Origin of the sequence: Streptomyces sp. W16, from assembly GCF_033194735.1 — a bacterium.
Lineage (GTDB): Bacteria > Actinomycetota > Actinomycetes > Streptomycetales > Streptomycetaceae > Streptomyces.
Genome location: NZ_JAWOAI010000548.1, coordinates 1 through 6,154, shown reverse-complemented (window position 1 = coordinate 6,154; position 6,154 = coordinate 1). Strand labels below are relative to the sequence as shown.

The window sequence follows — 6,154 nt, the reverse complement described above, 5'->3', positions numbered from 1 at the left end:
CGCGGCCAGTTCCACGTCCCAGCGGCCCGCCGTCTCGTACAGCCACTCCGAGGGCATCGGGACGCCGGCGAGGCGGCCGAGGACCGGGCGCAGGGCGCGGGCCGCCTGCCGCTCGGCGGGGAGGAGGCGGCGGAGATAGCGGCGGAGTTCCTCGGGGAGGGCGAGGAGGGCGAGCGCGTGCGGGGTGGGCGGGAGGTCGACCACCAGCAGGTCGTACGCCTCCGAGAGGGCCGCGTCGCGCAGGGCGCGGAGCAGGGCCAGTTCCTCGGCGCCGGGGAGGGGGGTGAGTTCTTCGGCGTCCAGGCGTGCCGCGCCCAGGAGTTCGAGGGCGGAGGAGGCGCGGTCCTGGAAGGCGGTGAGGTCTGCGCGGAACGACTCCGTGGCGTCGGGGCGCCAGGCGGTGAGGTGTTCGGTGACCTGTACGGGGGCCGCTCCTGTCGACACGCCCAGGGCCGCGCCGAGGGTGTCGCCGCGGTCGGCACCGAGGAGCAGTGTGCGGGTGCCGGTGCCTGCGGCGGCTTGTGCGGTGGCGGCGGCGAGGGTGCTGCGGCCGCTGCCGCCTGGGCCGGTGATCAGGAGGGTGCGCATATGAGTGAACGGTAGTCGGTCGGTGGGGGTTGAGCGCCGTTGCCGGGGGCTGCCGCCCCCGGGCCCCCGCTGCGGCCCTGAAGGGGCCTCGTCCTCAAACGCCGGACGGGCTGAATGATGCCGACCTCCGCTGCGAAGCGAAGCCCCCTACTTCTCCCCCGACTCCACCCGCTTCTTCAGCCCCGCCAGCGCCCGGTCGATGATGACCTTCTCGGCCTTGCGCTTGATCATGCCCAGCATGGGGATCTTGACGTCGACCGTCAGCAGGTACGTGACCTCGGTGGTGCCGGCCGCCGTGGACTTGAGGAGGTATGAACCGTCCAGGGAGCGCAGCATCTGGGACTTGACGAGGGTCCAGGAGACCTCGTTGTCGCCGGTCCAGGTGTAAGCGAGGACCTGGTCGTCCTTGATCGCGCCGGCGTCCATGACGAGTCGGACCTGTTCGGCGCGGCCCCGCTCGTCGGTCTTGAGGACGTCCGCCTCCTTCACCTCGCCGGTCCAGTCCGGGTAGCGGGCGAAGTCGGCGATCACCTCCATGACGTCGGCCGGTGCCGCCTCGATCGTGATGCTCGAACTGGTGTGTTCCGCCATCGCTGTGGCTCCTCCAGATGCGGACCGGCAGGGCGTCGTCGTCGTGCGCTTGTGCGTGCAGCGTGAAGGCTACCGCGCGGTCGACCGCCCCACTTCACCCCCTACCTGCGACATCGGCGGGCGGTCACCATTCCAGCGCCCAGGGCTTCCCGCTCCCCGCGAAGTGGCCGACGTTCACGCACTCGGTCGCCCCGATCCGCATCCGCCGGACGAGCGGCTGGTGGACATGTCCGAACAGTGAATAGCGGGGCCTGGTGCGGCGGATGGCGTCCAGGAGGGCCCGGCTGCCGCGCTCGAAGCGGCGCGCGACGGTGTCGTAGACCAGCTCGGGGACCTCGGGCGGGATGTGGGTGCACAGGACGTCGACCTCGCCGACCGCTTCGATCTTGGCGGCGTACTCCTCGTCGCTGATCTCGTACGGGGTGCGCATGGGGGTGCGCAGGCCGCCGCCGACGAAGCCGAAGGTCCAGCCGCCGATCTCGACGCGTTCGCCGTCGAGCACGGTTGTTCCGGGTTCGGCGTACTCGGGCCACAGGGTCGGCATGTCGACATTGCCGTAGGTGGCGTACGTCGGGGTGGGGAAGGCGGCGAACATCTCCGCGTACTGCTTGCGGACCGCCTTCTCGATGAGGGCCGCGCGGTCGCCGCCGACCGTGCTCCAGAGGCGGGCGCCGAGTTCACGGGCCTCCTCGAAGCGGCGGGCGGTGCGCAGCTCGACCAGGCGGTCGGCGTTCTCCTCTCCGAACAGTTCGGGGAAGATGCCGCGCGCGTGGTCGGCGTAGTCGAGGAAGAGGACCAGGTCGCCCAGGCAGATCAGGGCGTCGGCACCCTCGCCGGCTCCGGCCAGGTCACGGGCGTTGCCGTGCACATCGCTGACCACGTGGATTCGCGTCCCGGAGTTTCCGGCTGGTGTGAGTGCCATGACGATCAAGCGTAGGCGTGTGCGGCAAACGTGAACAGTAGCGGCGGAGCTTGCGGTTACTGGCCAGTTAAGAAAGGCGTGGACTACTGTGCGCGAGAGGAAACACCAATCTGTGTGACGCAGCGAACATCTCGCCGGACCCCCCTGTCGTAGGAGCCATACCGGCGGGTAACGTCCGGGCAGTCCAGTCGTGCTCAGGATTTCAACCACCGGATCCTGACGCACCTGCCCGAGTCTTGGACCGGACCGTCGCATCACACAACGTCGTGGCGCCGGCGCCCTATGAGGAGCAGCAGTCTTGCGCGAGTTCAGCCTTCCGGCTTTGTACGAGGTCCCTGCGGACGGCAACCTGACCGACATCGTCCGCAGAAACGCCGCGCAGCACCCAGATGTCGCCGTGATCGCCCGCAAGGCGAACGGCGGCTGGCAGGACGTGACCGCCACGGTCTTCCTGGCCGAGGTGCACGCCGCCGCCAAGGGGCTCATCGCCTCCGGCGTCCAGCCCGGCGACCGGGTCGGGCTGATGTCCCGCACCCGGTACGAGTGGACGCTGCTCGACTTCGCGATCTGGTGCGCGGGCGCGATCACCGTGCCGGTGTACGAGACCAGCTCGGCGGAGCAGGTGCAGTGGATCCTGAGCGACTCGGGTGCCACCGCGCTCGTCGTGGAGCAGGACGGGCACGCCGCCGCCGTCGAGTCGGTGCGTGACCAGCTGCCCGCGCTCAAGCACGTCTGGCAGATCGACGCCGGCGCGATCGACGAGCTGGGCCGCGCGGGCAAGGACGTCTCGGACGCGACCGTCGAGGAGCGCAGCTCGCAGGCGAAGGCCGACGACCCGGCGACCATCGTGTACACGAGTGGCACCACCGGCCGTCCCAAGGGCTGTGTGCTCACACACCGCAGCTTCTTCGCCGAGTGCGGCAACATCGTGGAGCGGCTGCGTCCGCTGTTCCGCACCGGCGAGTGCTCGGTGCTGCTGTTCCTGCCGCTCGCGCACGTCTTCGGGCGGCTCGTGCAGATCGCGCCGATGATGGCGCCGATCAAGCTGGGCCTGGTTCCGGACATCAAGAACCTCACCGACGAACTCGCCTCGTTCCGGCCGACGTTGATCCTCGGCGTGCCGCGGGTCTTCGAGAAGGTCTACAACTCGGCGCGCGCCAAGGCGCAGGCGGACGGCAAGGGCAAGATCTTCGACAAGGCGGCCGACACCGCGATCGCGTACAGCCGCGCGCTGGACACGCCGTCGGGTCCGTCCCTCGGCCTGAAGATCAAGTACAAGACCTTCGACAAGCTCGTCTACAGCAAGCTGCGCGCGGTGCTCGGCGGCCGGGGCGAGTACGCGATCTCCGGCGGCGCCCCGCTGGGTGAGCGGCTCGGGCACTTCTTCCGGGGGATCGGCTTCACCGTCCTGGAGGGCTACGGGCTCACCGAGTCCTGTGCCGCCACCGCCTTCAACCCCTGGGACCGGACGAAGATCGGCACGGTCGGGCAGCCGCTGCCCGGCTCGGTCGTACGCATCGCGGACGACGGCGAGGTGCTGCTGCACGGCGAGCACCTGTTCAAGGGCTACTGGAACAACGAGGCCGCCACGGCCGAGGCGCTCGCGGACGGCTGGTTCCACACCGGGGACATCGGCACCCTGGACGAGGACGGCTACCTCAGGATCACCGGCCGCAAGAAGGAGATCATCGTCACCGCGGGCGGCAAGAACGTCGCCCCGGCCGTGATCGAGGACCGGATCCGCGCGCACGCGCTGGTCGCGGAGTGCATGGTCGTCGGTGACGGGCGGCCCTTCGTGGGCGCGCTGGTCACCATCGACGACGAGTTCCTGGGCCGCTGGGCTGCCGAGCACGGCAAGCCGGCGGGTTCCACCGCGGCGTCGCTGCGCGACGACCCGGATCTGGTGCAGTCGATCCAGGACGCCGTCGACGACGGCAACGCCGCGGTGTCGAAGGCGGAATCGGTGCGGAAGTTCCGCATTCTGTCCTCCCAGTTCACGGAGGAGTCGGGCCACCTGACGCCGTCCCTGAAGCTCAAGCGCAATGTGGTGGCACGGGACTACGCGGACGAGATCGAGGCCATCTACCAGAAGTAGAAGGCGAGTTGGGTCAGGTGTCCTCGGCGAGGACCCGTTCCATCGTGCGCTCGGCGAGTGCGGTGATGGTGACGAACGGGTTCACGCCGATGTTGCCGGGCACCAGCGAACCGTCCGTGATGTACAGCTTCGAATACCCCTTCACCCGGCCGTAGTTGTCGGTCGCCTTGCCCAACACGCAGCCGCCCAGCGGGTGGTAGCAGAAGTCGTCCGCGAACACCTTGCTGGTCGAGCCGAACAGGTCGTACCGGTAGAGCGTCGCGTTGGCCGTGTTGATCCGGTCGAACAGCTTCTTGGCCATGGCGACCGAGACCGCGCTCTGGGCGGCGGTCCAGCCCAGCTTCACCGTGCCGCTCGCCGAGTCGTAGGTGAAGGAGGCTCGTTGGGGGTTCTTGGTGATCGCCAGATAGAGGCTCACCCAGGTCTCGAACCCGATGGGCAGCGGGGCGATCTCCGCGAAGACCGGGTTGTCGGTGTTGGCCCAGTCGTCGATGCCCATGACCGGCATGGTCGCCTGGTTGGCGCCGGTGGTGTCCCAGATGTGGTTGGCGCGGCCCACCATGGTGTTGCCGTTGGGCCCCCAGCCCGCCCCGACCGTGGCGTCCAGCGCGGGCAGGGTGCCGGTGTCCCGGGCGCGGACGAGGAGTTCGGTGGTGCCGAGGCTGCCGCCGCCGAGGAACAGATAGGTGCAGCTGTACTGCTTGGTCTCGACGACCGCGCCGGTGTTGTCGATCCGGTTCACGGTCAGGACGTACGATCCGTCGCTCGCGCGGCTGACCGCGGTCACCTTCTCCATGGTGTGGATGGTGACCTTGCCGGTACCGAGCGCCGAGGCGAGGTACGTCTTGTCGAGGCTCTTCTTGCCGTAGTTGTTGCCGTAGATGACCTCCTGGGCGAGCGCCGACTTGGTGGCGGTACCGGCCGCTTCCTGCTGCATGTACCCGAAGTCGTAGACGTTGGGCACGAACGTGGTCTTCAGGCCGGTGTTGGCGGCGGCCTTCCGTGAGGTGCGGGTGAACTGGTACCACTCCGTCGACTCGAACCAGGTCGGGTCGACGGTGTTGACGCCGAGCATGGTGCGGGCCCGCGGGAAGTACGTGCTGTACATCTGGGTGGCGTCCACGGTGGGGAACTGCTCGGTGAAGTACGACTGGAGCGGGGTGACCGCCATACCGCCGTTGACCAGGGAGCCGCCGCCGACGCCGCGTCCCACGTACACGGACATGTTGTCGTAGTGCACGCGGTCCAGGACGCCCGGGTACAGGCCGATGTCCTTGTTGACGACGTCCAGCCACAGGAAGGTGGCGAGCGGGGCCTCGGTGCGGGTCTTGAACCACATGGAGCGCTGGTCCGGGGCGGCGGTGGAACAGAAGACCTTGCCGTCGGAGCCGGGGGTGTTCCAGAGCCTGCCCATCTCCAGGACGAGCGTGGTGATGCCGGCCTGGCCGAGGCGGAGGGCGGCGACCGCGCCGCCGTAGCCGGAGCCGATGACGATCGCGGGGGCGGTTTCGACGGCCGCGGGTTCGACCGCCTGCGCCGACTGGAGGCCGATACGGGTGAGACCGGCCGCGGCGGCGGTCTGGAGGGCGACCATGCCCAGGATTTGACGTCTCGTCAGCTGATGCTGCGTCAGTTTTGCTGTCATGCGCGCAGCATGTGCGGATTATTCGGTTCCGCCAAGGGGCTGCGCCGGTTTTGGGGTGCCGTAGGGGGTGGGGGGTGCGGCGATCGGGCGGGTGCGGGTTGTCTGTGGCTGGTCGCGCCCACGCGGCGGAGCCGCATATCGATACAGCCCCGCGCCCCTAAAAGCCCCGGGCGAACCCCCTGCCTTTAAGAGGTCCTAACAAAGGCGCTGTACATGCCGGTGGGTGATGAGGCAGGTGGCGAGGCCGAGGAAGGCTTCGTGGATGTCGTCGCGTCGTTCCCAGCGGATGCGCAGGCGGCGGAAGCCGTGCAGC

At 69.0% G+C, this 6,154-nt stretch carries 5 protein-coding genes and 1 pseudogene; 1 reads left to right on the top strand and 5 read right to left on the bottom strand.

Features of this window, described 5'->3' with window-relative positions; translation table 11 throughout:
- The 3 genes from R6V09_RS43355 to R6V09_RS43345 form a co-directional block, all read right to left on the bottom strand.
- Positions 1-588, bottom strand: a 588-nt coding sequence (locus R6V09_RS43355) for an ArsA-related P-loop ATPase (protein ID WP_317886980.1), incomplete at its 3' end; no start/stop codon positions are given.
- A gap of 147 nt (positions 589-735) precedes the next feature.
- Positions 736-1,179 (bottom strand): SRPBCC family protein, encoded by a 444-nt coding sequence (locus R6V09_RS43350; protein WP_317886979.1) that lies wholly within the window; start codon positions 1,177-1,179, stop codon positions 736-738.
- A 124-nt stretch (positions 1,180-1,303) separates the two neighbouring features.
- Positions 1,304-2,059 carry a metallophosphoesterase family protein gene (locus R6V09_RS43345; protein WP_317886982.1) on the bottom strand — a complete coding sequence of 252 codons (756 nt, stop codon included), beginning with the start codon at positions 2,057-2,059 and terminating at the stop codon, positions 1,304-1,306.
- A gap of 340 nt (positions 2,060-2,399) precedes the next feature.
- On the opposite strand from R6V09_RS43345, the gene R6V09_RS43340 reads away from it, so the two are divergent.
- Positions 2,400-4,196: an AMP-dependent synthetase/ligase gene (locus tag R6V09_RS43340; RefSeq protein ID WP_317886978.1), complete on the top strand. Its 1,797-nt coding sequence runs from the start codon at positions 2,400-2,402 to the stop codon at positions 4,194-4,196.
- A 13-nt stretch (positions 4,197-4,209) separates the two neighbouring features.
- On the opposite strand, the gene R6V09_RS43335 is transcribed toward R6V09_RS43340, so the two are convergent.
- Both R6V09_RS43335 and R6V09_RS43330 read right to left on the bottom strand, forming a co-directional pair.
- On the bottom strand, positions 4,210-5,790 hold the full coding sequence (locus tag R6V09_RS43335) for a GMC oxidoreductase (protein ID WP_317886981.1): 1,581 nt from the start codon (positions 5,788-5,790) through the stop codon (positions 4,210-4,212).
- A gap of 246 nt (positions 5,791-6,036) precedes the next feature.
- A pseudogene (locus tag R6V09_RS43330) lies at positions 6,037-6,154 on the bottom strand (IS5/IS1182 family transposase); the annotation flags it as partial.